Below are 25,331 nucleotides of genomic sequence, written 5' to 3' on the forward strand. Positions count from 1 at the left end.
TAACTTTCACTAGGCACTACTGCGCCGGTCCGACGAGGCTGGGGAGGCGTGAGGTGCTGTGCTGGGCAGAGGGGGACTCACCGGGGCGCCGCGAGGCCGGGGCTTCGGAGGTGGCCGCCGCCGATCTGCTACCGGCTACTTACAATCGAGGGGCCGGAGTTATAACGGCGCGAATCGACCTTGCCAATTAGTTCCAAGGCACTAACGGTCGGAGTTTCGGGTCCGCTCCCCGTCGATCGCCTCCGTTTTTAGTATCTGGTCTCGAACTCGAGGTATGACCCGAATCGTCGCCGTCTCCGGCAGCCGGAGCGCGGCCAGCACCACGCGGGCCGCCCTCCGCGTCGCGCTCGACGCCGCGGCCGACGCCGGCGCCGAGACGGACCTGATCGACCTGGCCGCGGTCGACCTCCCGCTGTACCACCCCGAAGAGGACGCCCAAGGCGACAGCGAGGCGCTGAAGCGCCGCGTCCGCGAGGCCGACGGCGTCCTCGCCGGCACGCCCGTCTACCGCGGATCCTACTCGTCGACGTTCAAGAACTTCCACGACTTCTGCGGCTCCGACGAGTACGCAGATACCGCCGTCGGCCTGCTCGCGACCGCCGGCGGCGGCTCCTACGGCGGGACGCTCGAACACCTCCGCTCGACGTTCCGGAACGTCCACGCGTGGACGGTCCCCCACGAGGTCGGGATCCGGGGCGCCTCCTCGAAGGTCGAGACAGGCGGACCGGGAGACGCGGACGCCCCGGACGACGGTCCGCGGATCACCGACGACGACCTCCGCCGGCGCACCGAGCGGCTCGGACGGGTCGTCGTCGAACACTCGGAGCGGCTGCGGGAGTGAGACCGGTCGCGGCCCCGCGGTCGCCGCGCTCGACGCGCCGCAGCCGGCAGGGATTTGCCCCGCGAGACCGATCGTCCCCCGATGAGCCGTATCCGCCCGGACGAGCTGGACGAGCGCCTCGGCACGGACGACGAGCCGTTCCTGCTGGACATCCGCCCCGAGTCGGACTACGGGAGCGGCGGGATCGACGGGAGCCGGAACGTGCCCGTGTACGACGACCTCCGGAGCGGCGACGACGCCGCGCTCCGCCGCCGGCTCGACGAGATTCCCGACGACAGCGAGGTCGTCACCGTCTGTAAGATGGGGATCGTCGCCAAGCGCGCGACCCGCGTCCTCGACGAGGCGGGCTACGAGGCGTCGACGCTCTCCGGCGGGATGAGCGGCTGGAACGGGTACGAGCGGGACTCGCTCGGGTACAAGCTCCGGTCGCTGTGGTGGCGGCTGCGCGGGTGAAGTCGATCGCGTCTGCGAGTTCGTCACCGGCGTCTCGCGACCCCGCCGTCGACACCCTACGACCCCGCCGTCGACGCTCCGCGACCCGCCGGGCTTTTGCCCGGCTCGCGTCTACGTCGCCCATGACCGAACCGGGTGACGACGACCGTGTCCGCTAACCGGAAGGGGGACCGCCGCGAGCGCGAACTGGTGAACGCCTTGGACGAGGCGGGCTTCGCCGTGATGCGCGCGCCGGCCAGCGGCTCCGCGACCGAGCGCGAGCTCCCCGACGTGCTCGCGGGCGACGGCGAGACGTTCTACGCCATCGAGGCGAAGTCGAGCGCGGGCGACCCGATCTACCTCACCGGCGAGGAGGTAGAAGCGCTGTTGTTCTTCGCGCGGAACTTCGGCGCGAAGGCGCGGATCGCGGTGCGGTTCGACCGCGAGGACTGGTACTTCTTCCACCCCGGCGACCTCTACACCACCGACGCCGGCTCGTACCGGGTGAAAAAGGAGAAAGCGCTGGCCGACGGCACCGACTTCCCCGAGTTCGTCGGCGAGACCGAGAAGGTGACGCTCGCGGAAGTCGGCGACGACGGCGACGCGACCGACCCGGAGACCGAGGAGCGGCGGACGATCTTAGAGGCCGTCCGCGACGGGCACATGCCGGTCGCGGACGCGCTCGACGTGCTGTGACGGTCGGCGCGGCCGCCTTCCCGGGTCGCCTCGACGGCCCGCGGACCCCCTCGCTTATGCCTCGCCGCGTCGAACCCCGGGACGAATGAGCGAGGACTTCGGCCTGCTCGAACCGGCGGACCAGCCCGGCGACGAGTGGGAGAAACTCGACGTCTCCGACACCGAGGCCGACCGGATCGCCCGGCGGCAGGACCGCGAGTTCGACGAGTTCCGCAAGCGGATCAAAGACACCGAGCAGTTCAAGCTCCAGGAGTCGGTGTTCGACGACGCCACGCTGGCGGCGGTGTACAAGCTGGTCCAGGACGGCTACGTCGACGCCTTCGGCGGGCCGGTGTCGACGGGGAAGGAGGCGAGCGTCTTCGAGGCACTCGGCGGGCAGGCGGGCGAGCGGCCGGAGCCGGGGTCGGAGGCGGCCGGCGGCGGCCCCGAGGGCGTCACGCCCGAGCGCGAGGTCGCGGTGAAGGTGTACCGGATCAACTCCTCGAACTTCCGGCAAATGCGCGACTACCTGGAGGGCGACCCGCGCTTCGAGGGCATCGCGAGCGACAAGAAGGCGGTCGTGCTGGCGTGGACGCGCAAGGAGTTCGCGAACCTCTCGCGCGCGCAAAAGGCCGGCGTCCGGGTCCCGGAACCGATCGCGGTCCAGCGGAACGTCCTCGTGATGGAGCTCGTCGGCCACGCCGCGGAGCGCGCAAGGCGGCTGAGCGAGGTCGACGTGGAGAACCCGGAGACCGCCTACGAGGTCGTCCGCGAGTACATGCGCCGGCTGTACGGTGCCGGCCTGATCCACGGCGACCTCTCGGAGTACAACATGATCATCCACGACGGCGAGCTGGTGATCATCGACCTAGGGCAGGCCGTGACCGTTCACCACCCCAACGCCGGGGAGTTCCTCGCCCGCGACTGCGAGAACGTGGCGACGTTTTTCACCCGGCAGGGGCTCGACGTCGACCCTGACGACCTCCGCGCGTACGTGACGGAGCCCGAGGCCGACCCGACCGGGGAGCCGGCGTCGGGCGGGAAGACGGAGTCGAACGCGGAGGCAGACGGGAAGTCGACCGGAGCTTCCGACGAAGCGTAATTCGGGGCGCTTCCGTCGCGGCGTCGAGGCTCAGACCTCGCGGGCGTAGATCGCGGTCGGATAGGTTTCCTCGGACAACCCCTGTACGCGGATCAGTCCCCCGGAGTCCGCGTCCGACGCCGCCGGTCTGATCTCCATACGCGTCGCTCGCGGAGTCGACAGAAAAACCTCATTCCGATGTGACACGCCTTCGGACGGACAACCGGCCGGAGACCACCGTCACGCGGCCACACGGCGCCCGCCGCGGAACACTCTTAAAAGGCTCCGCCGGGTACTCCGTGATATGCAACACGTGACGGTTCCGCAGGACCGGATCGGCGTCGTCATCGGCGCCGGCGGCGAGACGATGCGAGAGATCGAAGAGCGGGCGAACGTGCGGCTCGACATCGACTCCGAGTCCGGAAGCGTCGCCATCGAGGAGCGCGACGACCCCGTGGCGGCGATGGTGGCCCCGGACGTGATCAAGGCGATCGGCCGCGGCTTCAAGCCGGAGACCGCGCTGTCGATCCTCGACCACGACCTCCGGACGCTCGACCTGGTCGACCTCTCCGAACACACTCGCAACGACAACGACCTCCAGCGTAAGAAGGGCCGGATAATCGGCGAGAACGGCCGGACTCGGGAGCTCATCGAGGAGCTGTCGGGCGCGAACGTCGTCGTCTACGGGTCGACCGTGGGCGCGGTGGGGCAGCCCGAGGAGCTGGAGGTGGTGCGGCGCGCTGTCGGAATGCTGCTCGACGGGGCTCCGCACGGCGCGGTGTACTCGTACTTGGAGCGCATGTCGAACGAGCTCGACGACGACGTGAGCTTCAACGCGCCGCAATAACAGAGAATATCTTTTTCCCGTTGCGGCCGCGGTCGCCTTTCGACTAACGACGACCTCTACCGGGATACGCTGATCTCCGCCAAAGCCCCAGCCTCGTCGGCCTTCCTTCAGTCGGCCGACTCCGGCGAAGGACCTCCGGTCCATCTGGCAGCCGACGCGTTGCGTCGCCGACCTCGCGCGTGCTATCCGGCCGTAGAGCGGCCTCGCAGGCACGCGCCGCCGTAGTTTGGCGCCGCTCAACCTCGGCCTCAACGGTCGAGTTAGCGTACTATATAAAGGGTCGTGTGAACGCACCGCATACTGGCCGATACTCCCCCACCGTGTTGCGATTTCGCACGACCTGAACAAAGGGTTTATATAGAATCACAAACAATCAATGGTCGTAATGTCACAGCGCCAGCGGATGGGCAATCAGCCCATGATCGTACTTTCCGAGGAATCGCAGCGAACATCCGGAAAGGACGCGCAGAACATGAACATCACGGCCGGCAAGGCGGTCGCGGAGTCCGTCCGCACCACGCTCGGCCCGAAAGGGATGGACAAGATGCTCGTCGACTCCGGCGGGTCCGTCGTCGTCACGAACGACGGCGTCACCATCCTGAAAGAGATGGACATCGACCACCCGGCGGCCAACATGATCGTCGAGGTCTCCGAGACGCAGGAGGAGGAGGTCGGCGACGGCACCACCTCCGCGGTCGTGGTCGCCGGTGAGCTCCTCGATCAGGCCGAGGAGCTCCTCGACCAGGACATCCACGCGACGACCCTCGCGCAGGGGTACCGTCAGGCCGCCGAGAAGGCCAAGGAGATCCTCGACGAGGAGGCCATCGACGTCTCCGCGGACGACCGCGACACACTCGTCGAGATCGCCGAGACGGCGATGACGGGCAAGGGCGCGGAGAACTCCAAGGACCTCCTCGCCGAGCTCGTCGTCGACGCCGTCCTCGCGGTCCAAGACGACGACGGCATCGACACGGAGAACGTCTCCGTCGAGAAGGTCGTCGGCAGCTCCATCGACGAGTCTGAGCTCGTCGAGGGCGTCATCGTCGACAAGGAGCGCGTCGACGAGAACATGCCCTTCGCGGTCGAGGACGCCGACGTGGCGCTGTTCGACGGCGCCATCGAAGTGAAGGAAACGGAGATCGACGCCGAGGTCAACGTCACGGACCCCGACCAGCTCCAGCAGTTCCTCGACCAGGAAGAGGAGCAGCTTCGCGAGATGGTCGACCACCTCGTCGACATCGGCGCCGACGTCGTCTTCGTCGGCGACGGCATCGACGACATGGCCCAGCACTACCTCGCGCAGGAGGGTATCCTCGCCGTCCGCCGCGCGAAGTCCGACGACCTGAACCGCCTCGCCCGCGCGACCGGCGGCCGCGTCGTCTCCAACCTCGACGACATCGAGTCGGACGACCTCGGCTTCGCCGGCTCCGTCGCCCAGAAGGACATCGGCGGCGACGAGCGCATCTTCGTCGAGGACGTCGAAGAGGCGAAGTCCGTCACCCTCATCCTCCGCGGCGGCACCGAGCACGTCGTCGACGAGGTTGAGCGCGCCATCGATGACTCGCTCGGCGTCGTCCGCACGACGCTGCTCGACGGGCAGGTGCTGCCCGGCGGCGGCGCCCCCGAGGCCGAGCTCGCGCTGCAGCTCCGCGACTTCGCCGACTCTGTCGGCGGCCGCGAGCAGCTCGCCGTCGAGGCGTTCGCCGACGCGCTGGAAGTCGTCCCGCGCACCCTCGCCGAGAACGCGGGTCTCGACCCCATCGACTCGCTGGTCGACCTCCGCTCCCGCCACGACGGCGGCGAGTTCGGCGCCGGTCTCGACGCCTACACGGGCGACGTGATCGACATGGAGGCCGAGGGCGTCGTGGAGCCGCTCCGCGTCAAGACCCAGGCCATCGAGTCCGCCACCGAGGCGGCCGTCATGATCCTCCGCATCGACGACGTCATCGCGGCCGGCGACCTCAAGGGCGGCGGCACCGACGACGGCGGCGACGAGGGCGGCCCCGGCGGCGCGCCCGGCGGCATGGGCGGCGGCATGGGCGGCATGGGCGGCATGGGCGGCGCGATGTGAAGTTCGGCTAACGCCTTCACCCCTACCCCGACCGCAGCTGTTCCGCTGGACCGCTTCACCGATCGACCGTCGCGCGCCCCTTCGGGCCACGACGACACGCGATTTTTATCGACGCCGACGCTCCAGCGACGCGACCGTCTCGCTCCCCGTCAGTTACGATCCGCGCTAGCGACACCCACATTCGGTCCGCGCTAGCGACACCCACATTCGATCCGCGCGACACGACGGTAACACCCGCGTAACCACCGGACGGCGGTGTCAGCGAGCGGTTAAGTGACTCCCGCCCGTTCGTTCTCCCGACGAGGTTCTCACGTTTACGATGCCACAGCAGAAAGCCGACTACGCCGACGACACCGAGATCAACGCCGAACTGGACGAGCTCCCAGACGACGAGACCGTCGAGGAGACGGTCGCGAACTTAGCGGAGCGCGGCTTCGACGTGCTCGTCGTCGACGACGCCGACGAGGCGCTGGAGACTGTTACCGCCCAGATACCAGACGAGGCCTCGGTGATGAACGGGCACTCGACGACGCTCGAAGAGATCGGGTTCGACGAGTTCCTGAGCGAGGGCGACCACGAGTGGGAGAGCCTCCCGGACCAGATCTGGAGCATCGACGACGACGCGGAGCGACAGGCCGCGCGGCGCGATTCGCAGACGGCCGACTACTTCCTCGGTGGGATCAACGCGGTCGCACAGACCGGCGAGCTCGTCGCCGCCGACCTCTCCGGCAGCCGGATCGGCGCGTACCCGTTCGCCGCTGGCAACGTCGTCATCGTCACCGGGATCAACAAGATCGTCCCGACGCTCTCGGACGCCTTCGATCGGCTGGAGTCGGTCGCGTACCCGCTGGAGAACGAGCGCGCGCAGGAGGCGTACGGCGCCGAGTCCGCGATCGCGAAACAGCTCGTCTACCGGCGCGAGACCGAGGAGGGCCGGACGACGGTCGTTCTCGTGCGCGAGCAGCTCGGCTACTGATCTCCCGCGGCCGCGCGATACACGCCGACAGAGCACACGATTTCTCCCTTTGGACGACCGCCAGCCCCCACCGTGCGACGCCGAGACGGTGAGACTGTAACCCGTCCCCGATCCTCCGAGGACCGCCGCGTCGGTTCCGCGGTAGCGCCACGCTCGGCGGTTTCGAACCTTTCCCTTCTCGACGGCCTCGCGGCTCGCGGAGTTGCTCGCCGCGAGGATACGGGCCGGGAGGGATTCGAACCCCCGACCGTCCGGTTAAAAGCCGGACGCTCTCCCTAACTGAGCTACCGGCCCAGACGAATCGCCGTAGGGGCAGCCGACTGATAAACGTTTAGAACCGCGGAAGGCGTCGGCGTCGCCACCCGAAACGGTTTCCGACCCCCAGCCGTCGCCGGGAGCATGCCATTCGACATGCGCGCGTTCGCCGCCGAGCTCTGTCGCCACCGGTCGACCGCCGGCGAGGAGGCGGCCGCGGCCGCGTTCGTCGCCGAGCGGCTCGCCGACCTCGGCTTCGAGACGTACGCCTGGGACGCCCACCCCGCCGTCCTCGCGGACCACCCTTCCTTCCCGGACGACCTCGACGCAGCGGCCGTCGACGGGCGGCGCAGCGTCGCCGGCGTGCTCGAACTGGGCGGCGCGGGCGACGACGGTGGCGCGAGCGACGGCGACGACGCGGCCCCCGAGTCCGCCGCCGCCGACCCGGTCCCCACGCTGGTCCTGAACGGCCACCTCGACGTCGTGCCCGCGGAGGCGGCGGAGTGGTCGAGCGACCCCTTCGAGCCGGTCTGGCGCGACGCGTCGGAGCGAAACGCGGACCCGGCCGCCGCCGACGAGGGCTGCGACACCCTCACGGCCCGCGGCGCGGCCGACATGAAGTGCGGGCTCGCGGCCTGCGTCGGCGCCGCCGTCGATGTCCGCGACGGGGTCGCCGACGGCGCAGTCGACCTGCCGCCGTCCGGGCTCCGACTCGTCGTTGAGGCCGTCGCCGGCGAGGAGGACGGCGGGTACGGCGCCGCGACCGCCGCGCTCGCGAACCCGTACCCCTTCGAGCGCGACGCGGCGATCGTCGCCGAGCCGACCGAGCTACGTCCCGTCGTCGCCTGCGAGGGGTCGCTCATGGCCCGGATCGAGATCGACGGCCGGAGCGCCCACGCGGCCACCCGGTGGCGCGGCGAGGACGTGCTCCCGCGCTTCGAGGCCGTGCGGGAGGCGTTCGCGGACTTGGAGACCGAGCGCGGCGAGTCGGTCTCGCACCCGCTGTACGGGTCGTTCGCTGTTCCGTGGCCGGTCGTCTGCGGCCGGGTCGAGGCGGGCTCGTGGGCGTCGACGGTCCCGGCGACGCTCGAAGCGGAGTTCCGGATCGGCGTCGCGCCCGGGGAGACCGTCGCGGAGGTGGAGGCGGCGTTCCGCGAGCGCCTGGACGATGTCGTCGACGCCGACCCTTGGCTGCGCGATCACCCGCCGCGGTTCGAGCGGTTCTCCGTCCAGTTCGAGCCGGCCGAGGTCGCCGTCGACGAACCGGTCGTCGAGGCGGTCCGTGCCGGCCTCGTCGCAACGGGGCTCCCGGACGTCGAGCCGCGGGGCGCGACGTACGGCGCCGACTCGCGACACTTCGTCGCGGCCGGGATCCCCGCGGTGCTGTTCGGGCCCGGTACCATCGACGAGGCGCACTACCCCGACGAGACGATCGCGTGGGAGGAGGTCGTCCGGGCACGCGACGCGATCGCCGCCGCCGCAGGACGGTTCGCGCGCGACTACGCGGCGTAGTCGTCCGGTGACGGGCAGTTCCTACCGGTCGCCGTCGAGGTACTCGTCGACCGCGTCGGCGACGATCGACCCCGGATCGACGCTCTCCATCGACGCCCGTCGGCGCAGCTCGACGTACGTCTCCGCCGGGAGCCGGACCTGAAGCCGACCGAGTTCGACCCCGGCCTCGCTGACGGCGGCCTCGACCTCCGCGCCGTCGTTGACCGCGGACGCGATCGCGCGGACCTCCCGCACTGTGAGGTCGCCGTCGATCGTCGCCCACGCGAGCAGGTAGCGGTCCCGCCCGCCGAGCCGCGCGACGTGTTTCGCCGCGCTGGGGGCGATTCGCCCGTTGGCGACCTGCCGCCGGATCGCCTGCGGGAGGTCGTGGACCCGCGCCCACTTCCGGATAAACGCGACGCTCACGTCATCTCCGGCACGTTCGGCGGCTTCCTTGTACGACCCGACACCGCGGACGAGCGCCGCGCAGGCGGCGGCGCCGCGCAGCATCAGGACGTTGTCGTCGTCGCCGACGTCGCCGGCCGCGAAGCGGCCCACGGTCCTCGCGGCCTCGGCGACGCTGTCGGGGTCGTTCGGGTCGAACCCCACCGCGTCCGCGGCCCGGTCGCCGGTCACCGACGGGTCCGACCGGACCACCGGTTCGCCGACGGGGGACCGTCGGTCAGCGCGTGACTCCTCGGTCATACACACACCTTCGGGGCCGCGGATATAAACGCCGGGCACCGGGGCGGAACTCGCTCGAACGCCGGACGCGCCGGATCGCCGGGAGTCGATGCGCTTCGCGGTCCGGACCGGTCGTCGGCGCTCGACGCTACTTCGGGGTCCGGGCCGCCCCGTCGTCCCCCTCGTCCGTTCCCCTCGCGTACAGGAGGTACGAGTACGCCACGGTGACCGCGGCGGTCGCGAGCGCCGGGCCGACGAGGAAGTACACGGCGTACTCGCCGGCGAAGAGACCGACGGCGGCGATCGCGGCCGAGAGCTTGAACAGCCGAGCACCGAGCGCGTGGGTGCGGTCCCAGACGGCGTCGTCGCTGAGCGTCCACGGCGTCCGGATCCCGAGGAACCAGTTCGGCTCGACGTGCGGGAGCAGGGTCCCGAGGTAGTAGAACAGCGCGGCGCCGCCGGCGGCCGCGACCGTCGTCACGTCGACCGCGTAGCCGAGGTTGACGGCGAGCACGGCGAGGTGGAGGGCGACCAGGAACGCCGTGAGGACGACGACGAACCGGTCGTAGTGGACCCGGAACGCCGCGACGTTCTCCCGCAGGGGATCGATCCGCGGGAGCACGGCGAACAGGCCGATCAGTCCGACCGCGAGCCCCGGCACGAGCCACATCCCGGCCGTCCGCGAGAGCGTCTCGGTCGGCTCGCCGGCGGCGTTCCACCGCGTTACCATTCGCTGCGGGAGGTCCGGCGCGACTGCGAGGCTTGCGGCGGCGCCGACGGCGACGAGGAGGACCGCGACGCCGAACCGGAGCCGCGTGGAGAGCACGGATTCGGAGGGCATGCGGCCGGAGACACGCGCCGAACCGATAAAAGGTACCCACCCGTGCGACTCCGACCCGAAGACCCCGGCGCGACGCAACCCTTACCGGTCGTGACCGCCAACTCTGGCCATATGACCGACGAACGCGACGACGACGGCCACGAGTTCTCCTCGGGGCAGGGCGTCGACGCCGACTACGACGCGTTCACGCTCGACCCGCCGGAGCTCGGCGAGGACCCGAGCCGCGTCGACCCGGTCGACTCCCGGGTGCTGACCGAGGAGCTGGACCGCCGGAACATCGGCAGCGAGGACGTCGACGTCGAGCAGCTGATCGACGTGGGCCTCTCGTACATGGGGATCAACCGGTTCGAAGAGGCGACGGAGACGTTCGAACGCGCCGCCAACTTCGCCGAGGAGGACTCGCTGGAAGCGCAGGAGGCGTGGGTGAACAAGGGCGCCGCCCACGCCCAGTTGGAGGAGTTCGACCAGGCGATCGGCGCGTATCAGGAGGCGCTCCGGATCGACGAGGAGTCCGAACACGCCGCGACCGCCGAGACGAACCTCGCGTACTCGCTCTGGGAGTCCGGCCGGAGCGAGCAGGCGCTCGAACACGCCGAACGCGCCGTCGAGACCGACCCGCGCTTCGCGGAAGCGTGGTACAACCGCGGGTTCCTGCTGGTCGAGCGCGGGCTCGCCGAGGACGCGGTCAAGTGCTTCGACAACGCGATCCGCCTCGGCTACCGCGACGCGGGGGTCCTCGAAGAGAAGGCGCGCGCCCTCGAGGAGGCCGGCGAGCACGAGCAGGCCGAGGAGGTCGCCGACCGCGCCGAGGAACTCCGTCGCGAGGCCGAAGAGCAGATGGTCGAAGAGCAGACTGGGCAGGCCCCCGGACCCGGCGGGCAGGGTCGTCAGGGCGGTCGCGGCGCTCCCGGCGGACAGGGCCGTCAGGGCGGGCAGGCCGGCGGCGGGCGGGGCGGCGACCCCGAGGGCCCGGAGCGAGAGCTTCAGGGCGAGGGGCCAGAGGGCTTCTGAATGCTCCTCCGCGAGCGCGAGACCGCCGAGGGACGGCTCGTCTCCGTCTGTGATCCGGACTGCCTCGGCGAGACGTACGACAACGGCCGCGCGACGATCACCGTGAGCGAGGAGTTCTACGGCGGCGACGACGCCGTCGAGGCGACCGCCGAGGAGGTCGTCGCGGGACTTCAGCGCGCACAGGTCGCGAACATCGTCGGCACCGAGGCGGTCGGCGTCGCCGTCGACGCGGGGCTCGTCGACGAGGAGACCGTCTTGGAGTTCGAGGAGACGCGGCACGCGCAGTTGCTCTGGCTGTAGCGGCGCACCGCCGCCCGCGTCTCGCCGGGATCCGAACCGGCTAAGGGCGCGGGCGACGAGGCGAATCCGATGAGACGACTCACGCGGAGCGAACTGGCGTCGCGGGTGGGGCCGCGGCCGCCGTCCGACGCCTTCTGGCGGCGCGCGATCGACCGCGGGGAGGCCGCGCTCGGCGTCGGCGCGGACGCCGTCGGCGAAGGCGCGGCCCCGGGCGACGAACCGGACGACGGACCGACGGAGCCGCTCGACACGGGGGACATCGTCGACGTGGGCGACCACGCCTTCGTCGTCGTCGACGCCGACCGCACCGAGAGCGGCGGGCGGATCTACCGGATCGAACTCGTCGCCGACCGCGAGGGAGACTGAGGATCGGGAGACGGATCGACTCGGAAGACGGGCCGGACCGGGTGGCGAAACCCGATCAGAGCCCGGCGACGTCCTCGATGGCGTCGGTGAGTTCCTTCACGCTCTCGACGGTGTGCTCGCCCATGTGGCCGATCCGGAACGTCTCCTCGCCGAGGTCGCCGTAGCCGTTCGAGAACGCCATGTCGTACTCCTCGCTCACTTCCTCGATCGTCGCGGCCACGTCGATCCCCTGCGTGTTCTCGATGCAGGCGACCGTCTGCGACTCGTACCCCGCCTCGGGGAACATCGCGAAGTGTTCGTCGGCCCAGTCGTGGACGTACTCCGTCATCTCGCGGTGGCGCTCGTCGCGGGCGCGGTGGCCCTCCTCTAGCATGCGTTTCATCTGCTTGCGATACGCCAGCATGATCGGAATGGCGGGCGTCGAGTGGGTCTGTCCCTTCCGGTCGTAGTAGTCGATCGTCCGGCGGAAGCCGCCGTACCACGAGGAGTCGCCCTTCTCGACCTCGCGGTCGTAGGCGTCGTCGCTCACGACGCAGACCGCGAGCCCCGGCGGCATCGCGAACGCCTTCTGAGTGGACGCGAAGATCACGTCGATGCCGTGTTCGTCGATGTCGACGTAGTCGCCGCCGAGCGACGAGACGGCGTCGACCGCGAAGTACGTGTCCGGGTACTCGGCGATCACGTCGCCGATCTCCTCGACCGGGTTCCGCACGCCGGTGGACGACTCGTTCATCACGCCCGCGACCATGTCGTACTTCGCGTCCGCGGACTCGATCGCCTCGCGCACGTCCGCGGGTTTGACCGCCTCGCCCCACTCGTACTCTAGCCGGTCGACATCCTTGCCGAGCCGCTCGGCGACGTTGGCGTAGCGCTCGCTGAACGCGCCGCAAGTCGGGACGAGGACGTGCTCGTCGACGAGGTTGAGCGTCGTCGCCTCCCAGAACTCCGTGCCGGAGCCGGTGAGAATCACGACCTCGTGGTCGGTGCCGAGGAACTCCTTCGTGTCCTCGACGATAGTGGTGTACAGGTCGGTCATCCGGTCCATCCGGTGCCCGAACATCGGCTCGGCCATCGCCTCGATGACGTCGTCGCGGACCTCCGTCGGGCCGGGGATGTACAGCGTCTTCTCGTCGTAGTCGTCGCGGTATTCGCGTTTCTTCGTCACGGGATCCACCTGTTAGTTCGTACCGGGACGCGTGCGGGTATGTTCCTTGTGTTACGTTCAAAAACCGGGAACGCCGGCGCCGGGCGCGACCGGCGGCGGGCCGAGGCGGCACCGCGGTGGAGTTGCGCGGATCAACCGTCTTTATAGGCACAGAGCAGAGAATCATGGTATGATACACACACCGAGAGTCGCAACCGCCCGGGGTGGCCCGCCGTGAGCGGCGACGAGGAGCTCGCGAAGGACCTCGGGCTGGTCTCGGCCATGACGATCGGGATCGGCACGATGATCGGTGCGGGGATCTTCGTCCTCCCCGGACTCGCGGCCCGCGAGGCGGGCCCCATCGTCGTCGTCTCGTTCGTCGTCGGCGGGATCATCGCCATGGTGAACGCCTTCTCCGTCTCGGAGCTCGGGACCGCCATGCCGCGAGCCGGCGGCGGGTACTACTACGTCAACCGCGCGCTCGGACCGCTGTTCGGGTCGATAGCCGGGATGGGCGACTGGATGGGACTGGCGTTCGCCTCCGCGTTCTACAGCATCGGATTCGGACAGTACCTCGCGACGCTCGCGCCGATCCCGGGCGTCCTGTTCCTCACTGACATCCAGATCGGCGCGCTGATCGCGGGCAGCCTCTTCGTCCTCGTCAACTACGTCGGCGCGAAGGAGACCGGCGGCGTTCAGACCGTCATCGTCACCGGACTCCTGATCATCCTCGGCCTGTTCGCGATCCAGGGCTGGCTCTCCTTCGACTACGCGACCCTCTCCGGGACCGGCGGCCTCGCTCCGATGGGATACGGCGCGATCCTTCCGGGCACGGCGCTGGTGTTCGTCTCCTTCCTCGGGTACGCGAAGATAGCCACCGTCGCCGAGGAACTGAAGAATCCCGGCAAGAACCTCCCGCGGGCGGTCATCGGCAGCGTCGCCATCGTCACGGTGATCTACGCCATCCTCGTCAGCATCATGCTCGGCGTCGTCTCGTGGCCGGAGCTGAGCACGGACGCGCCGCTGACGCAGGCCACCGAAGTGGCGTTCTCGGGCGCGTACACCCCCGCGGTCACCGCGATCGCGGTGACGATCGTTACCGGCGGCGCGCTGCTCGCGACCGCGTCGAGCGCGAACGCGTCGATCCTCGCGTCGGCGCGGATCAACTTCGCGATGGGACGCGACAAGATCGTCACGAACTGGCTCAACCAGATCCACCCGCAGTTCGCGACGCCGTACCGGTCGATCCTCGTCACCGGGATCATGATCATCGTCTTCATCGCGGCGCTCGGCCAGGACGTCGAGATCCTCTCGAAGGCAGCGAGCGTGCTCCACTTGGTCGTGTACGCGCTGATGAACGTGGCGCTCATCGTCTTCCGCGAGGCCGATATCGCCGAGTACGACCCCGACTTCGAGGTCCCCTTCTATCCGCTCACGCCGATCGCGGGGATCGTCTTCTCGCTCGGCCTGCTCCCGTTCGTCGGCGCCGTCGAGGTCGCGCTCGCCGGGGCGTTCATCGTCGCCGCGGTGCTGTGGTACTTCCTGTACGCCCGCCGGAAGGTCGAACGCACCGGGCTCCTCGGTCGGTGGATCCTCGACCGCTCCGAGGACCTGCCCGAGCAGGCCGTCTCGGCGGCCACCTCCGTCCAGCCGAGCGGCGGCGACTACCGCGTGATGGTGCCGCTCGCGAACCCCAAGACCGAGGAGCACCTGATCACGCTAGCGTCGGCGATCGCCAAACAGCGCGACGGGACGGTCGTCGCGGTCAACATCGCCAACGTCCCCGACCAGACGCCGCTCGAGGCGGCGCGCGACCGCGGCGCCCACGAGGCGGCACACGGTCTCCTCGATCAGGCCCGCGAGGACGCGGAGACGTTCGGCGTCGACGTGGAGACCCATGTCGTCTTGTCGCACCGCGTGTTCGAGGAGGTGTTCGACGCCGCCCGCACCTACGGCGCCGACATGACCGTGATGGGCTGGGGCGAGGACTCCCACGGGGCGCCGGGGCGCGCCGAGTCCGCGATCGACGAGCTGGCGTACTCGCTGCCCTCGGACTTCCTCGTGTTCCGCGACCGCGGGTTCGACGCCTCGCGCATCCTCGTGCCGACCGCGGGCGGTCCGGCCTCGGACCTCTCCGGCGCCGTCGCGAAGATGCTCCAGACCGAGTTCGGCGGCGAGGTCACGCTGCTCCACGTCGCCGAGGACGGCGAGGAGGAGGCGGGCCGCGCGTTCCTCACTGAGTGGGCCGACGCGCACGACCTCTCCGACGCCACGCTCCGGATCGAAAGCGGCGATGTCGAGAACAGCATCGAGCGCGCCGCCCGCGACGCGACGATGCTCATCATCGGCGCGACCCAGAAGGGACTGCTCTCGCGGCTGGTCAGCGGGTCGCTCGTGTTGGACGTGCTCAACGAGGTGGAGTGTTCCGTGCTGCTCGCTGAGCCCCGTAGCGAGCGCGGTTTCTTCGACCGGCTCTTCGGCGGGGGTGCGCGGGAAAACGACGTCACCAGTGCGGAGGTTTCCACCGGAGAAACCGGCGTCACGCCCGACCCGTCCACGCCGGAGGTCGACGACTCGACGAACGACGCCTGATCGCTGTCCGCGTGGACGCCGCCCGCGAACCGTCCCCGCCGGGCGCTCGCGCCTCTCCTACGCCGACCGGTCGAGCCGGCGGACGACCGACCCGATCAACACCGCCACCGGGATTATTTCGAGTCGTCCGACCCACATGTTTATTATCAGCATCGCCTTCGCCGTGCCGGGCATGGTCGCCCCGGTGACTCCCGAGTCGAGGCCGACGTTGCTCTGTGCGCTCATCACGTCGAATATCACGTACTCCAGCGGGTACGTCGGCGGAAGGACCCGAAGGAGGACCGCGACGCCGATCACGAGGAACGTGATCCACAGCAGGAACACGACCGTCGCCTCGGTGTACTCGCGCTGCGCCTGCGCCTCGCTGAGGCGTCGGTCGCCGATCTGGAGGTACCGGATCGCGGCCTGCGGCCGAAAGATGTCCTGTATCTGCCAGACCGTCCCCTTGACCAGCGTGACGACGCGAATGAGCTTGATCCCGCTCACCGTCGACCCGGCCGCCGCGCCGGTGAGCATCCCGAGGCACGCGAACAGCGTCGGGCCCGCGGTCCAGACGCGCTCGGTGCCGTTACCGACCGACGCGCTGCCGAACCCGGTGTTCGACGTCGCGGAGACGAACTGGAACAGGCTCACCCGAAACGTCTCTTCGAGCGTCGGGTACTGCCCGTTCGCGTAGAGGATCGCGGTCAAGACGAGCGACCCGGCGCCGAACCAGATGAACACCCACCGCGTCTGGAGGTCGGCGTAGAAGTTCCGCAGTTCACCCTTGAAGATCAGGTAGTGGATCGGGAACGCGATGCTCCCCGCGACCATGATCGGGACCGTGGCGTACTCGATCAGCGGGCTCCCGTAGTGGCCGATCGAGTCCGCGTGGACGGAGAACCCGCCCGTCGCGATCCCGGTCATCCCGTGGTTGATCGCGTCCCACAGGGGCATCCCGGCGAGGAGGAACAGGGCGATCGAGCCGAGCGTGAGACCGAGGAAGATCTTCCAGATCTCGCGGACGGTCGTCACGATGCTCGGGTGGATCTTCTCGGACCGCGCCTCGCTCTCGTAGAGCGTGTACGAGCCGCTGCTCCCGCCGGACCGGCGAAGGATCGCGACCGTCAAGACGATCACGCCGACGCCGCCGACCCACTCGATGAACGACCGCCACCAGTGGATCGCCCGCGGGAGCTCCTCCTCGACGGTCGCCATCGTGAGTCCGGTGCCGGTGAAGCCGCTCATGCTCTCGAACACCGCGTTGAGGGGATGACGGAAGGTCGCGGTGGTCGGGTCCATCGGCGGCGTGTTCGCCCACGCGGGGAACGGGTCGACGTGGATCGTCCACGCGATGAGGACGAACGGGAGGCCGCCTAAGATTCCGACGAGCGCCCACGCCGTGGCCGCGGTAACCATCGCCTCGCGCTTCTCCGGCGGGTCGGCACCGCGGTACCGGCGGACCAGCGCGGTGCCGATCCCCGCCATGATGACCGCGGAAACCACGAACGCCGGTACCGTATAGAACTCGCCGTTGACCGCGGCCACGACGAGCGAGATCAGCATCATCAGCGAGACCGCTTGGATGATCCGACCGACGTCGCGACCGACGGTGTCGTTTTTCACCTTCATGACTCCCTCGGCCCGGGGGGACTCCCCCGCGACAACGGTCGACTGGTCACAGGCTCACCCCGTTCGACCCGTTCTCTTGGTCCTCGTAGTGACCGAAGATGTCCGTCACGTCCGGCGTCGCACCGGTACCGGAGTAGACGGTCAGCAGGTCGCCCGTCTCGATGCGGGTCTGTCCGCGGGGCGTGATCGGCGCGTCCGCGTCCTCCCGCTCGATCGCGACGATGAGCGTCTCGTCGCCGACGAGCCCCTCGTCGTCGGCCTCGACGAGGGTTTTCCCGGCGATCGGTGCCTCCTCGGCGACCGTGATCTCGAACACCTCGGCGACCTCGCCGACCCGCATGTAGTCGACGATGGACGGCCGGTCGACCGACCGGAACAGCGACTCGGCGATGAGTCGCTGCGGGTTCTGCATGGTGTTCACGCCGATCTGGCGGAACAAGTTCATGTGTTCGGGGCTGTGGACGACGGAGACGACGTCGGGGATGCCGAGCTCCTGCGCGAGCAGCGAGACCATCACGTTGGTCGCGTCTTGGTCCGTCGTCGTGATGATCGCGTCCGCGCGGTCGCTGCCGGCGTCGACGAGGGTCTCCTTGACCGTCGCGTCGGCGTTGAGTACCATACAGTCGTACTTGCTCGCGATCTCGTCCGCCTTCTCCGGATCGTTCTCGATGACGACGACCTCGTATCCGGCGCCCGTTGCGATTCCGATGAGCGGCGTTCCGATGTCGCCGGCTCCGACGATGATGATGTACATGTCTGTTGTGTGTTCCCGTCAGCCGTCGTCCTAGGCGCTCTCCTCGGCGTCGCCGTGGAGGCGTCCGAGGTAGTGCCACCGATACTGCCCGTCTCCTTCCTCCCTCGCGGGATCCCAAGCGACCCTGTACGCGAAGGGGCCGCGCGCACTCCCCGTCTCGTCCGGCCGCTCCACGACCGCGAGCGTGTATGCGCCGTGGTCCTCCGTGCGGACGAGCTCTTCTCCGGGTCTCGACTCGATCGCGTCCGTCAGCGTCGGATGCTCTCGAAGGAGTCGCTGCGCGTAGTGAATGACCTCCCTGAGTTGCGTGTCGTCGTACCCTTCGAGCGCGTCGACCACGTCGTCAGAGACGCTTCCCGGCGGATCTGTGTGAGGTTCTGTCATGGTTTGTGCGTGTTGCGACCGCGTCGATCCCGGGCGATGTGGGCCGGGTGTCCGACCGCTGCCCACGCCAGCGACGCTTTCGATACGGGATCTATAACCCCCAAAATTTTCGCTGAGTCATAAATATTGGCTTTCTATTTTTTCCAAACCGGGTTACTGTCCTGTCTCGGTCCTTCTGAGCCAACCGTTCCGGCCTCCCGACGCGGGTACGAGAAATCATTTGTACGCGCTGGCCGTCGTTCGAACATGGGACATCGCATCGACGAGATCGACAAGCGCATCCTCTACCACTTCGCCGCGGACGCGCGCAACACCGCCACGTCCGACGTCGCCGAGGAAATGGGAGTGACGCCGGCGACGATCCGAAACCGGATCGACCAGCTCGAAGAGCGCGGCATCCTCCGCGGCTACCCCGCGGACGTCGATTACAAAGCGATCGGCGGCTACATCACGTACCTGTTCAGGTGTACGGCGCCGATCCCGGAGCGAACGCCGCTCGCGCAGTCGGCGTTGGACGTCTCCGGGGTCGTCGGCGTCCAAGAGCTGATGTCGGGGTCGGCGAACCTCCTCGTCACCGCGGTCGGCGGGGACACCGACGACATCAACCACATCGCGGGGGAACTCTCCGACCTCGGACTGCGGATCGAAGACGAGAGCGTGATGCAAGGCGAGTACCACAGGCCGTACGACCCGTTCGGTCCCGAGACCGTCCCGAGGGGGCCGTCGCTCACCGACTTCATGAGCCTCGCGGGCGACGCCGAGGTCGCCGAGTTCACCGTCTCGAAGGGCGCCGAGATCGCGGGGAAGACCATCGAGGAGGCGGTCGCGGACGAACTGATATCGGGCGACTCTCACGTCGTCGGCGTCGAGCGAGACGGCGAGGTGCTCACGCCGAAGGGCGAAACGAGGTTCCAGGCCGGCGACGTCGTCTCGCTGCTCTCGCCCGCCCCCTTCGAGACGGGGTCGCTGGAGGCGTTCGGCTCGCAGCGGGAGTGAACGCGGCGCCGGCCCGTCGTCAGTCGTCCGGGAGCGGCGTTACCCCCAGTGCCAGAAGTGGTTGTCGTCGTCCTCGACCGGGTCGGTGCGCTCCCGGAGGGCGGCGACGTCCTCGGCGGTCGGCTCGTGGTCGTCGGGGAGCCGCTCCATACAGTCGAAACAGAGGAAGAACTCCGAGCCGTCGGTGAGTTCGAGCGTCAGCCCCTGCGTCGACTCGAACGCGAAGTTCCACAGGTCGCCGATCCCGCCGGCGATCCGCACGGACCGCTCGCACACGTCGCACGCCTCGGAGGCCATACGCGTCTCTCACGGGGTCCGCGGGGTAAGGCGTGTCGCCTCGGTAATTATATATCGCCGCTGTTTGGAGAGACGCAATTGACAGCTCTGCGGTGAACACCGCTCAATCAGCACCCACTCGTTTATAAGCGACTATCAGCAGACCGGCGGCGAACACTCCCAAAGCCCCAGCCGGCGAGGCGGGCGCACGCTCGCTGCGCGCCTCACTCGGTCGCTGTCGCTCCCTCGTTCGGTGCTTACGTCGCCTGCGCCCGCCTCGCCGGCTGCCCCTTTGAGTCCCACCCGACCGCAACCGCACGGCGCCTCACGCCTCCCCAGCCTCGCGGTTCGCGCTCTCCGAGCGCTCACCGCGTCCAGCGAGAATCGAAGATTCTCTGGCAGCCGGCGCGTAGCGCCGGCGACCTCGCGCGCTCCGTCGCGGCCGCCGAGGGCGGCCGCTCGCAGGCACGCGCCACCGTGAGGGATTCAGCGCTGCTCCGCGTCGATAACGTGTCCGTCGCTCGGGTCGAACCCGACCGCGACCGCGCCGTCGAGGGGGTCGACGGTCCGGACGAGCAGTTCGCGGTCGCCCCAGTCGAGCGTGACGCGCGTCGTCTCGCCGAGGAACTCCGCGCTGGCGACCGTCGCGCGCAGCGTGTTTTCGCCGACCGGAGCGGCGGTCTCGCCGCCTCCTGCCCCGCCCGCGCTCGCGACGCGCAGGTGTTCCGGACGGACGCAGAACGCGATCCGGTCGCCGACTTCGGGCGAGTTCGTCGCGGGCGCGCCCTCCCCCGCATCGCCGCCGCCCCCGGGTGCGACGCGGAGGGTCTCGTCGCCGCCGTCGACGTCGACCGCGAGTTCGCCTTCGCCGAGCGACTCCACGACGCGGCCCGCGAACACGTTATTGTCGCCGACGAACTCCGCGACGAACCGCGTCGCGGGCTCGCGGTACACCGTCCGCGGGGGTGCCACCTGCTCCGGCGTCCCGTCGTTCATCACCGCGACGCGGTCGGAGACGGCCAGCGCCTCCTCCTGGTCGTGCGTGACGTATATCGTGGTAATCGACAGTTCGGACTGGATCTGCTTCACCTGCGCGCGGAGCCGTTCGCGGAGCCGCGCGTCGAGCGCGCTCATCGGCTCGTCGAGGAGGAGCACGTCGGGGCCGGGCGCGAGCGCCCGCGCCATCGCGATCCGCTGCTGTTGCCCGCCCGAGAGGCTCTCCGGGTCGCGGTCGGCGGCGTCCGGCAGGTCGACCAGTTCGAGGAGTTCCGCGACGCGCTCGTCGCGCGTGACGCCGTCGGGCGGGTCGGCGAAGTTGAGCCCGTACGCGACGTTCTCTCCGACGGTCATGTGCGGGAACAGCGCGTAGCTCTGGAAGACGACGCCCACGTCGCGGTCCTCCGGGGGCACGCCGGCGACCGACTCGCCGCCGAACCGGACCGTCCCGCTCGTCGGCTCCTCGAACCCGGCGATCAGGCGGAGCGTCGTCGTCTTCCCGCAGCCGGAGGGACCGACGAGCGTGAAGAACTCGCCCTCCCGCACCCGGAGGCGCACGTCGTCGACCGCGGCCGTCTCGCCGTAGCGCTTCGTCACCCCGTCGAGTTCGACCGCGACCGGTGGGTCGGGCGCAGACTCCGACTTCGGTTCAGAGCCCACGGTGGTCACCCCCGAGCCGCTCGATGACGACGAAGCTGACCCCGGTGACGACGAGCAGGACGACGCCCATGGCGGTCGCCGGTCCGAGCCGCCGCCCGATGAACCGTTCGATCGCGACGGGCATCGTGTACGCGTCGGCGCCGGTCGCCAGCACGACGGTCGAGGTGAACTCGCCGATCGAGACGGCGAACGCGAACGCCGCGCCCGCGACGACCGCGGGCCAGACGAGGGGGATCTCCACGTCCCGGATCACCCGCGCCCGCGAGGCGCCGAGCGCCCGCGCGGACTCGACGAGCGAGCGGTCCAGCCCGGCGAGCCCGGGCGAGACGGTGCGCACGACGAACGGGTAGCCCGAGACCGCGTGCGCGACGACGATCGCGGCCGCGCCGCTCGCGGCGATCCGCCACCCCCCGATCTCGACGCCGAAGACGAGCCCCCGCAGGAGACCGAGCCCGACGATGATCCCCGACACCGCCAGCGGCGCCATCGCGGCCGCGTCGACCAGCGTCCGCCCGCGGTACCGCCGCGTGGTCAACACCGCGACGACGACGCCCATCGGGAGCGCGAGCAGCGTCGCGCCCGTCGCGAACGCGAGCGAGTTCCGGATCGCGGGCCACGGCCGCACCTGAAACGCCGCCCCCGTCTGCTGGCGCTCGACCAGAAATCGGTAGTGGTCGAGCGTGATCGCGCCGTCGCCGCCGGTCACCGACGCGAGGACCATCGACGCGATGGGCGCGAGGAAGACGACCCCGGCGACGACCGCGTAGGCGGCCAGCCCGGCCCGCGGCAACAGCTCGCGGAGCGTCGCGGCGGGCGGGGAGAGCGGGCGCCGGGGGAGCGGCCGAGCGCCGCGCGCGCCGGTCGACTGCCGGGCCTCGTACCGGAGGTACGCGAGCAGGACGCCGAGCGAGATCGCGAGTTCGATGATCGCAAGCACGGCGGCCTCGGCGTAGCTCAGGTCCCGCACCAACCGGTAGACGAGCACCTCGACGGTCACGAGCTCGAACCCCCCGAGCGCCAGGACGATGGGGAAGGTTCCGAAGGTGAACACGAACGTCAGCGCCGCGCCCGTGAGGACGGCGGGGTACACCTGCGGCGCGACCACGTCGACGAACGCCCGGACCGGCCCGGCGCCGAGGCTGCGGGCGGTCTCGACCGCGCTCGCGTCCACCGACTCCCACGCCGCGGTCGTCACGCGCGCCACCAGCGGCGCGTTGTAGAACGCGTGGGCGATCACCACCGCTTCAAGGGTGAACATGAGTTCGACCCGCGGGAGTCCGAGCGTCGCCAGGGCGGCGTTCAACGTGCCGTTCTCGCCGAACGTGGCGACGAACCCGACCGCCACCATGATCGACGGGAGGACGAACGGGACGATGGTGAGCGAGCGCAGGGTTCGCCGCCCGGGGAACTCGAAGCGCGCGAGCAGGTAGGCGGCCGGGAGGCCCAGGGCGACGCTCGCGACGGTCGAGAGGACCGCTTGGTACGCGGTGAAGCCGACGATCCCGAGCCGGCGGTCCGGCGAGAGGAACGCCCGCGCGACCGCGACCGGGGACTCGCCCGACAGCAGCCGGGCGAGCTCGCCGAAGTAGAACGGGTCGGTGAGCACCTCGGCGAAGGCGCCGAGGGTGACGGCGCCGTCGACGACGACCGCCTCAATCAGGACGGTCGCCGTCGGGTAGTAGAAGGCGACGACGAGCGCGGCGCTGGTGAGGACCGCGAGCGCCGTCAGCGCGCGCGCCTCGGCCCAGTTCCCGAGCCGAGACAGTCGCCCGTCGTGGTCGGTCACGCGCTCGGTCCCTCGTCGGACACGCGATCAGTTCCCGGCGTACTGCCGCTCCCAGGCCTCGACCCACGCGTCGACCGAGCCCTGGAGCTCGTCGTAGGTGAACGTCACCGGGTCGGCCGGCTCCTTCGCCAGCTCGGCGTAGTCGCTCGGCAGCTCCGCGCCGTCGGTCGACGGGAACGCGACGTTGCGCTGGGCGATTTCCCCCTGAACGTCCGACTCCAGCATGAACGACATGAACTCGCGGGCGAGGTCGGGCTCGTCTGCGTCGGCGAAGAGGGCCATCCCCTCCGGGTTCGCGTACGCCTGGTCGTTCAAAAAGCGGATCTGGTGCTTCTGGAGGTCCGCGCCCTCCATGTCCGCGAACACCTGATCGGTGGAGTAGGAGACGACGATCGGCGCCTCCCCCTCGCTCCACGCCGCGTACGCGTCGTCCCAACTCCCCAGCACGCGCACGTCGTTCGCTTGGAGTTCCGCCCAGTAGTCGAGGTAGTCGTAGTCGGGGTCGCCGTCCCCGCCCCCGACGGCCTCGCCGTCGCCGTCGCTCGCGACCCCGCCGTCGCCGAAGCGGCTGATCGTGTGGAGGAGGAACGCCCGCCCGGTCGCGGAGCCGCCGGGGTTCTGCGCGATGAGCGCGCCCGCGTGCTCGTCGTCGAGCAGTCCGTCGAACGTCTCCGGCGCCTCTGTGGTCGTGCTGTCGTACACGAGGCTGACGTAGCCGGTGTCGAACGGGACCGCCCGCTCGAACGGGTCGAACCGGAGTCCCTCCTTGACCGCGTCGCGCCCGTCGACGTCGCCCGCCTCGGCGAAGAGGTCCTCGTCGAGCGCCCCGTCGACGCGGACGAGGTCCTCCGTCGTGAGCCCGACGTAGAGGTCGGCGTCGATGCCCGCGCCAGAGGCGGCGCGCTCAACGTAGTAGTTCACCTCGTTGTCGGGCGTCGCCCACTCCAGCGTGGCGTCGTACCGGCTCTCGAACTCCTCTTTGAGCCACTCGCCGGGGCTCACCGACGGCGCGTCGATGAAGTTCGTGTACGTGGCGACCGTCAGGGTCGGCGTCTCGTCGCCGCCGTCGCCGCTCTCCGATCCGCCGTCGTCGGTTCCGTTGCCGCCGCCCCCGTCCCCGCCGTCGCCCCCGTCGTCGACCTGCTCCGCGCTACAGCCGGCGAGCGCGACGGCCCCCGCCGCCCCGGCCGCAGTCAGGAACCGCCGTCGGGTGTGTGGCCGAGCGCGTCGCCGCCGTGTCCTGCTTTCGTCGTCGGTCATCACTCGGTTGTTGTACTCGGTGGTTACATAAGGGATCCGGGTCGGGGCGACACCGATTTGCCCGTCGCGGCCGTCGAATTCGTATGAAGCAGCGTCCGACGAACGGATCTGCGGCGACGCCGCCCCCACGCGAGACGACCACCCGACGCCGCCTGCTCGCGGGCGGCGCGGCGGTCGGCGTCGCCGGGCTCGCCGGCTGTCTCGGCGCCCGCGACGGGCCAGTCCCGGCCCCCGAGGTGACGAGCGACCGGATCGACGACTGGCGACGGACCGACGAGTTCGAGCGGACGGTGTTCGAGCGGTCGTACGGTCCCGTCACCGTCCGGGCGCTCGAACACACGGGAGTCTACGAGTACGCGCCCGTCGCGGACGCGCTCGCCGAGACGCTCGGCGGGTCCGGGTCGCCGGTCGTCTTCTTCGCGACGCGGATCGACCTCCGGCCCGCCGTCGACCGACTCCCGGCCGAGATCGGCCGCGAGCGGATCATGCGCGAGGTGGAGGCGGCCGCGACCGACGCCTTCCGCGGGCAGCTCCGGAGCGCCGGCATCGAGAACGTCGAAATCGCCGACGAGGGGATCTCCACCGTCCGGTCCGGCAACACGGCGACCGTGTGGCGGCTGACCGGCGAGTACGCGCTCGACGGCGAGGTCCCGCTCCCGGACGGGACCGCCGCGGGACTCGATCGACCCCTCGACATCGGGGCCCGCCTCGGCGTCTGGCACGACGGAACCGACGTGATAGTCGCCGGCGGCGCGTATCCGACCGATCCCCTTCTCGACGCCTTCGACGCGGCGCTGCCGGACTCGATCGACGCCGAGAGCGCTGTGCGACGGCTCGCCGGCGCCGAGAGCGCCGAGGCGCTCGCGACCGACCCCGCCGCCTACGACGAGGACGTCTCGCAGTTGCTCATCTCGGTGGTGTGAGCCGACGGCCCCCCGGAGCCCCCCCGCTCGGCCCTCCTTCCGCCTCGAACCGACCCGTTTAATCGCCGTCGCGGGCTT

Annotated in this window: 24 protein-coding genes and 1 tRNA gene; 14 read left to right on the forward strand and 11 right to left on the reverse strand. The window is 69.9% G+C overall.

The window, feature by feature from the left end; translation table 11 throughout:
* The first annotated feature begins 274 nt into the window (after positions 1–274).
* The 7 genes from Z052_RS10015 to Z052_RS10045 all read left to right on the forward strand — a co-directional run bounded on the left by Z052_RS10015 (position 275) and on the right by Z052_RS10045 (position 6,923).
* A complete protein-coding gene (locus Z052_RS10015; protein WP_049932033.1) occupies positions 275–841 on the forward strand; it encodes an NADPH-dependent FMN reductase in 567 nt (188 codons plus the stop codon).
* An 81-nt stretch (positions 842–922) separates the two neighbouring features.
* Positions 923–1,294 (forward strand): rhodanese-like domain-containing protein, encoded by a 372-nt coding sequence (locus Z052_RS10020; protein WP_099288993.1) that lies wholly within the window; start codon positions 923–925, stop codon positions 1,292–1,294.
* 135 nt (positions 1,295–1,429) lie between these two features.
* Entirely contained in the window at positions 1,430–1,969 is a 540-nt protein-coding gene (hjc, locus tag Z052_RS10025; protein ID WP_099288994.1) for a Holliday junction resolvase Hjc, read from the forward strand.
* Positions 1,970–2,054: 85 nt separating this feature from the next.
* On the forward strand, positions 2,055–3,050 hold the full coding sequence (gene rio1, locus Z052_RS10030; protein ID WP_049932038.1) for a serine/threonine-protein kinase Rio1: 996 nt from the start codon (positions 2,055–2,057) through the stop codon (positions 3,048–3,050).
* A gap of 283 nt (positions 3,051–3,333) precedes the next feature.
* Positions 3,334–3,876, forward strand: a complete 543-nt coding sequence (locus Z052_RS10035) for a KH domain-containing protein (protein WP_006114650.1) — start codon at positions 3,334–3,336, stop codon at positions 3,874–3,876.
* A 418-nt stretch (positions 3,877–4,294) separates the two neighbouring features.
* The gene (gene thsA, locus Z052_RS10040; RefSeq protein WP_080508593.1) at positions 4,295–5,947 is read left to right on the forward strand and encodes a thermosome subunit alpha; all 1,653 of its coding nucleotides are present in this window, start codon (positions 4,295–4,297) and stop codon (positions 5,945–5,947) included.
* Between the two features lie 319 nt (positions 5,948–6,266).
* Entirely contained in the window at positions 6,267–6,923 is a 657-nt protein-coding gene (locus Z052_RS10045; RefSeq protein ID WP_049932039.1) for a lactate utilization protein, read from the forward strand.
* Positions 6,924–7,143: 220 nt separating this feature from the next.
* Here the strand turns inward: Z052_RS10045 and Z052_RS10050 are convergent.
* Positions 7,144–7,217, reverse strand: a tRNA-Lys gene (locus Z052_RS10050).
* A gap of 105 nt (positions 7,218–7,322) precedes the next feature.
* On the opposite strand from Z052_RS10050, the gene Z052_RS10055 reads away from it, so the two are divergent.
* Entirely contained in the window at positions 7,323–8,690 is a 1,368-nt protein-coding gene (locus tag Z052_RS10055; protein ID WP_094553102.1) for a M20/M25/M40 family metallo-hydrolase, read from the forward strand.
* 21 nt (positions 8,691–8,711) lie between these two features.
* On the opposite strand, the gene Z052_RS10060 is transcribed toward Z052_RS10055, so the two are convergent.
* Entirely contained in the window at positions 8,712–9,374 is a 663-nt protein-coding gene (locus tag Z052_RS10060; RefSeq protein ID WP_049932043.1) for a hypothetical protein, read from the reverse strand.
* A 127-nt stretch (positions 9,375–9,501) separates the two neighbouring features.
* The gene (locus Z052_RS10065) at positions 9,502–10,194 is read right to left on the reverse strand and encodes an SdpI family protein (protein ID WP_094519670.1); all 693 of its coding nucleotides are present in this window, start codon (positions 10,192–10,194) and stop codon (positions 9,502–9,504) included.
* A 111-nt stretch (positions 10,195–10,305) separates the two neighbouring features.
* Here Z052_RS10065 and Z052_RS10070 point away from each other — a divergent pair, with 111 nt between their 5' ends.
* The 3 genes from Z052_RS10070 (at position 10,306) to Z052_RS10080 (ending at position 11,871) form a co-directional block, all read left to right on the forward strand.
* Entirely contained in the window at positions 10,306–11,205 is a 900-nt protein-coding gene (locus Z052_RS10070) for a tetratricopeptide repeat protein (RefSeq protein WP_089308510.1), read from the forward strand.
* Positions 11,206–11,505 carry a DUF424 domain-containing protein gene (locus tag Z052_RS10075; RefSeq protein WP_049932049.1) on the forward strand — a complete coding sequence of 100 codons (300 nt, stop codon included), beginning with the start codon at positions 11,206–11,208 and terminating at the stop codon, positions 11,503–11,505.
* 69 nt (positions 11,506–11,574) lie between these two features.
* Positions 11,575–11,871 (forward strand): hypothetical protein, encoded by a 297-nt coding sequence (locus tag Z052_RS10080; protein ID WP_086216881.1) that lies wholly within the window; start codon positions 11,575–11,577, stop codon positions 11,869–11,871.
* 55 nt (positions 11,872–11,926) lie between these two features.
* Here Z052_RS10080 and Z052_RS10085 read toward each other — a convergent pair whose 3' ends face one another.
* On the reverse strand, positions 11,927–13,036 hold the full coding sequence (locus tag Z052_RS10085; protein WP_094494303.1) for an alanine--glyoxylate aminotransferase family protein: 1,110 nt from the start codon (positions 13,034–13,036) through the stop codon (positions 11,927–11,929).
* Positions 13,037–13,249: 213 nt separating this feature from the next.
* On the opposite strand from Z052_RS10085, the gene Z052_RS10090 reads away from it, so the two are divergent.
* Positions 13,250–15,607, forward strand: a complete 2,358-nt coding sequence (locus Z052_RS10090; protein ID WP_094519671.1) for an amino acid permease — start codon at positions 13,250–13,252, stop codon at positions 15,605–15,607.
* A 57-nt stretch (positions 15,608–15,664) separates the two neighbouring features.
* Here Z052_RS10090 and Z052_RS10095 read toward each other — a convergent pair whose 3' ends face one another.
* Genes Z052_RS10095 through Z052_RS10105 form a run of 3 tightly spaced genes read right to left on the reverse strand, consistent with a single transcriptional unit; the run spans position 15,665 to position 18,356 of the window.
* A complete protein-coding gene (locus Z052_RS10095) occupies positions 15,665–17,218 on the reverse strand; it encodes a TrkH family potassium uptake protein (RefSeq protein WP_094519672.1) in 1,554 nt (517 codons plus the stop codon).
* Between the two features lie 46 nt (positions 17,219–17,264).
* Positions 17,265–17,972: a TrkA family potassium uptake protein gene (locus Z052_RS10100; protein WP_049932055.1), complete on the reverse strand. Its 708-nt coding sequence runs from the start codon at positions 17,970–17,972 to the stop codon at positions 17,265–17,267.
* Between the two features lie 30 nt (positions 17,973–18,002).
* Complete coding sequence (locus Z052_RS10105) at positions 18,003–18,356, reverse strand: hypothetical protein (RefSeq protein WP_049932056.1); 354 nt, start codon at positions 18,354–18,356, stop codon at positions 18,003–18,005.
* A 246-nt stretch (positions 18,357–18,602) separates the two neighbouring features.
* Here Z052_RS10105 and Z052_RS10110 point away from each other — a divergent pair, with 246 nt between their 5' ends.
* The gene (locus Z052_RS10110) at positions 18,603–19,352 is read left to right on the forward strand and encodes a TrkA C-terminal domain-containing protein (RefSeq protein WP_099288995.1); all 750 of its coding nucleotides are present in this window, start codon (positions 18,603–18,605) and stop codon (positions 19,350–19,352) included.
* A 39-nt stretch (positions 19,353–19,391) separates the two neighbouring features.
* Here the strand turns inward: Z052_RS10110 and Z052_RS10115 are convergent, their stop codons facing one another.
* The 4 genes from Z052_RS10115 to Z052_RS10130 all read right to left on the reverse strand — a co-directional run bounded on the left by Z052_RS10115 (position 19,392) and on the right by Z052_RS10130 (position 24,330).
* A complete protein-coding gene (locus tag Z052_RS10115) occupies positions 19,392–19,649 on the reverse strand; it encodes a hypothetical protein (RefSeq protein WP_049932058.1) in 258 nt (85 codons plus the stop codon).
* Between the two features lie 465 nt (positions 19,650–20,114).
* The gene (locus Z052_RS10120; RefSeq protein ID WP_099288996.1) at positions 20,115–21,284 is read right to left on the reverse strand and encodes an ABC transporter ATP-binding protein; all 1,170 of its coding nucleotides are present in this window, start codon (positions 21,282–21,284) and stop codon (positions 20,115–20,117) included.
* Positions 21,274–23,070: an iron ABC transporter permease gene (locus Z052_RS10125; RefSeq protein WP_099288997.1), complete on the reverse strand. Its 1,797-nt coding sequence runs from the start codon at positions 23,068–23,070 to the stop codon at positions 21,274–21,276. Before Z052_RS10125 ends, Z052_RS10120 begins: the two co-directional genes overlap by 11 nt.
* Before the next feature lie 27 nt (positions 23,071–23,097).
* Complete coding sequence (locus Z052_RS10130; protein ID WP_099288998.1) at positions 23,098–24,330, reverse strand: thiamine ABC transporter substrate binding subunit; 1,233 nt, start codon at positions 24,328–24,330, stop codon at positions 23,098–23,100.
* An 83-nt stretch (positions 24,331–24,413) separates the two neighbouring features.
* On the opposite strand from Z052_RS10130, the gene Z052_RS10135 reads away from it, so the two are divergent.
* On the forward strand, positions 24,414–25,253 hold the full coding sequence (locus tag Z052_RS10135; RefSeq protein WP_099288999.1) for a hypothetical protein: 840 nt from the start codon (positions 24,414–24,416) through the stop codon (positions 25,251–25,253).
* Positions 25,254–25,331: the final 78 nt, after the last annotated feature.

This window comes from Halorubrum sp. C191 (assembly GCF_002727095.1).
GTDB lineage: Archaea > Halobacteriota > Halobacteria > Halobacteriales > Haloferacaceae > Halorubrum > Halorubrum ezzemoulense.

Coding starts and splice junctions, on each gene's coding strand:
- rio1 (WP_049932038.1), top strand. CDS start 2,055: ATGAGCGAGGACTTCGGCCTGCTCGAACCGGCGGACCAGCCCGGCGAC.
- Z052_RS10135 (WP_099288999.1), top strand. CDS start 24,414: ATGAAGCAGCGTCCGACGAACGGATCTGCGGCGACGCCGCCCCCACGC.
- Z052_RS10080 (WP_086216881.1), top strand. CDS start 11,575: ATGAGACGACTCACGCGGAGCGAACTGGCGTCGCGGGTGGGGCCGCGG.
- Z052_RS10105 (WP_049932056.1), bottom strand. CDS start 18,356: ATGACAGAACCTCACACAGATCCGCCGGGAAGCGTCTCTGACGACGTG.
- Z052_RS10060 (WP_049932043.1), bottom strand. CDS start 9,374: ATGACCGAGGAGTCACGCGCTGACCGACGGTCCCCCGTCGGCGAACCG.
- Z052_RS10055 (WP_094553102.1), top strand. CDS start 7,323: ATGCCATTCGACATGCGCGCGTTCGCCGCCGAGCTCTGTCGCCACCGG.
- Z052_RS10015 (WP_049932033.1), top strand. CDS start 275: ATGACCCGAATCGTCGCCGTCTCCGGCAGCCGGAGCGCGGCCAGCACC.
- thsA (WP_080508593.1), top strand. CDS start 4,295: ATGATCGTACTTTCCGAGGAATCGCAGCGAACATCCGGAAAGGACGCG.
- Z052_RS10075 (WP_049932049.1), top strand. CDS start 11,206: ATGCTCCTCCGCGAGCGCGAGACCGCCGAGGGACGGCTCGTCTCCGTC.
- Z052_RS10130 (WP_099288998.1), bottom strand. CDS start 24,330: ATGACCGACGACGAAAGCAGGACACGGCGGCGACGCGCTCGGCCACAC.
- Z052_RS10035 (WP_006114650.1), top strand. CDS start 3,334: ATGCAACACGTGACGGTTCCGCAGGACCGGATCGGCGTCGTCATCGGC.
- Z052_RS10115 (WP_049932058.1), bottom strand. CDS start 19,649: ATGGCCTCCGAGGCGTGCGACGTGTGCGAGCGGTCCGTGCGGATCGCC.
- Z052_RS10065 (WP_094519670.1), bottom strand. CDS start 10,194: ATGCCCTCCGAATCCGTGCTCTCCACGCGGCTCCGGTTCGGCGTCGCG.
- Z052_RS10045 (WP_049932039.1), top strand. CDS start 6,267: ATGCCACAGCAGAAAGCCGACTACGCCGACGACACCGAGATCAACGCC.
- Z052_RS10020 (WP_099288993.1), top strand. CDS start 923: ATGAGCCGTATCCGCCCGGACGAGCTGGACGAGCGCCTCGGCACGGAC.
- Z052_RS10110 (WP_099288995.1), top strand. CDS start 18,603: ATGGGACATCGCATCGACGAGATCGACAAGCGCATCCTCTACCACTTC.
- Z052_RS10095 (WP_094519672.1), bottom strand. CDS start 17,218: ATGAAGGTGAAAAACGACACCGTCGGTCGCGACGTCGGTCGGATCATC.
- Z052_RS10070 (WP_089308510.1), top strand. CDS start 10,306: ATGACCGACGAACGCGACGACGACGGCCACGAGTTCTCCTCGGGGCAG.
- Z052_RS10100 (WP_049932055.1), bottom strand. CDS start 17,972: ATGTACATCATCATCGTCGGAGCCGGCGACATCGGAACGCCGCTCATC.